We start from the raw sequence: 2006 nt of genomic DNA, 5'->3' as shown, positions 1-2006 counted from the left end.
TGTCCTCCGTCGGTTGATGTGCGACACGCGTCCGTCAGGTGATCTGCGACAGTGGTCGGTTTCGGCACTCTGAGCCCGACGTCTCCGCGGGGCGTCGGGACTCGGGGAGGCCGGGATTGGCGCTGGTTGTCTTGTCGGTTGTCGAGCAGCGGTTGGACGCGGTCCGTGCGGTGCTGGCCGGGTCGGATGTGATGGAGGTGGCCGCGAGCTTCGGAGTGCATCGGTCGACGGTGCATCGGTGGGTGGGCCGGTATCTGACGGAGCAGTTGGCCGGGTTGGCCGACCGGTCGCATCGGCCGCACTCCTGCCCTGGTCAGGTGGCGGAGGCGGTCGAGGTCGTGGTGGCGGAGATGCGTCGGGAGCATCCTCGGTGGGGTTCGCGGCGGATCCGGTTGGAGATGCTGCGCAAGGCCGGCCCGTGGGTGGTCGAGGATCTGCCGGTGCCGTCGGAGCGGACCATCGACAGGATTTTGCAGCGGCAGGGTCTGCTGCGGGTCCGGCCCCGGAAACGGCCGAAGGACTCGTATAAGCGGTGGGAACGCCCTGCCCCGATGCAGTTGTGGCAGATGGACATCGTCGGTGGAGTGCAGTTGGTCAACCCCGCGACCGGTGTGCTGCGGGAGGCGAAGCTCGTCACCGCCGTCGATGACCACTCCCGGTATTGCGTGATCGCGAAGGTGGTCGAAAGGGCCACCGGCCGGGCGGTGTGTCTGGCGTTGGCGGAGGCCCTGGCCCGATTCGGGGTCCCCGAGGAGATCATCACCGACAACGGCAAGCAGTTCACCGACCGGTTCGGCAAGTACCGTCCCCGCACCGGTGAGGTGCTGTTCGACAAGATCTGCCGCCACAACGGCATCACGCACCGGCTGACCGCACCCGCTTCACCGAACCAGAACGGCAAGGTCGAACGGTTCCACGGCACCGTTCGACCTGACTTCCTCGACACCGCGGAGGCGTTCACCAGCCTGGTCGAGGCCCAGGCCGCGGTGGACGCATACGTCCTGCACTACAACACCGACCGGCCCCACCAGGCCCTCGACCCGAGAACACCGGTCACCCCGGCTGACCGGTTCCAGCCCGTCCCGGCCCGGCAGCGGGCACTGGTCGACCTGTGGCTGCCACCCACCCTCGACCCCATCCCCTGCACCCCGGCCCAGCCGGTGGCAACCGAAACACCACCGGTCCAGGTCCAGCCGTCAGCGGTGCAGCCGGGTGGGCCGGTGGAGTTCGATCGGGTGGTGCCGGCGTCGGGCAACCTGATGGTGTGTCAGCGCCAGTTCTGGATGGGCACCCACCGCGCCGGACTGGTGGCCCGGATCTGGGCCGACTGCGACCTGATCCACGTCCTCATCGCCGGCATCCGGATCAAGACCGTCCGGTCTCACCTGAGCGTCAACGACCTGGCCACCCTCGTCCGGCAGGGCGCCACGCCGGCCGGGCCGTCACCCCTGCCCCCGATCGAAGACGGCGACGCCGTCGAGGTCGAACGCTGCGTCAACCGGGGCGGCGGAGTCTCACTCGGCCAGCACATCGTCCTGGCCGCCGAGATCCTCGCCGGCCGCCGCGTCGGCATCCGCGTCGAACCCACCACCCTGATGTTCTACGACCTGGACACCCGCGAACTGCTGCGCACCCGCACCAACCCGCTCCGCCCCGAGCAGGTCAAACGCCTACGCGGAGCCCGACCAGCCGGCCCACCACCACGACCCTCGGTCGAACCCGTCCGAGTACAACGGCGGGCCTCCAACAGCGGCATCATCATGGTCACCGGCCAGAAAGTCGCCCTCGGCCGGATACACCGCCACCAGACCGTCACCGTGACCGTCTCCGAGACGACCCTGGCCATCGAACTCACCGACGGAGACACCAAGGTCGTCCGCCGCACCACCACCCAGCCAGTCCGTAGCATCAAGGGCCAGCGACCGCGGATCGCTACCCAAGTTTCCTAGACCACCCGTCGCACATCACCTGGCGGAACCGCGTCGCACATCAACTGACGGATCACA

1 protein-coding gene is annotated in these 2006 nt (G+C 68.5%); it reads left to right on the top strand.

The window, feature by feature from the left end; translation table 11 throughout:
- Positions 1-116: 116 nt before the first annotated feature.
- Positions 117-1949 carry an IS481 family transposase gene (locus AB0B63_RS32440; RefSeq protein ID WP_357025865.1) on the top strand — a complete coding sequence of 611 codons (1833 nt, stop codon included), beginning with the start codon at positions 117-119 and terminating at the stop codon, positions 1947-1949.
- The last annotated feature ends 57 nt before the right edge of the window (positions 1950-2006 follow it).

The sequence above is a fragment of the Micromonospora sp. NPDC049081 genome (assembly GCF_040648835.1).
GTDB lineage: Bacteria > Actinomycetota > Actinomycetes > Mycobacteriales > Micromonosporaceae > Micromonospora > Micromonospora antibiotica.
Note: the sequence above shows the minus strand (reverse complement) of the source record. Positions and strands in the feature narration are given on the sequence as shown.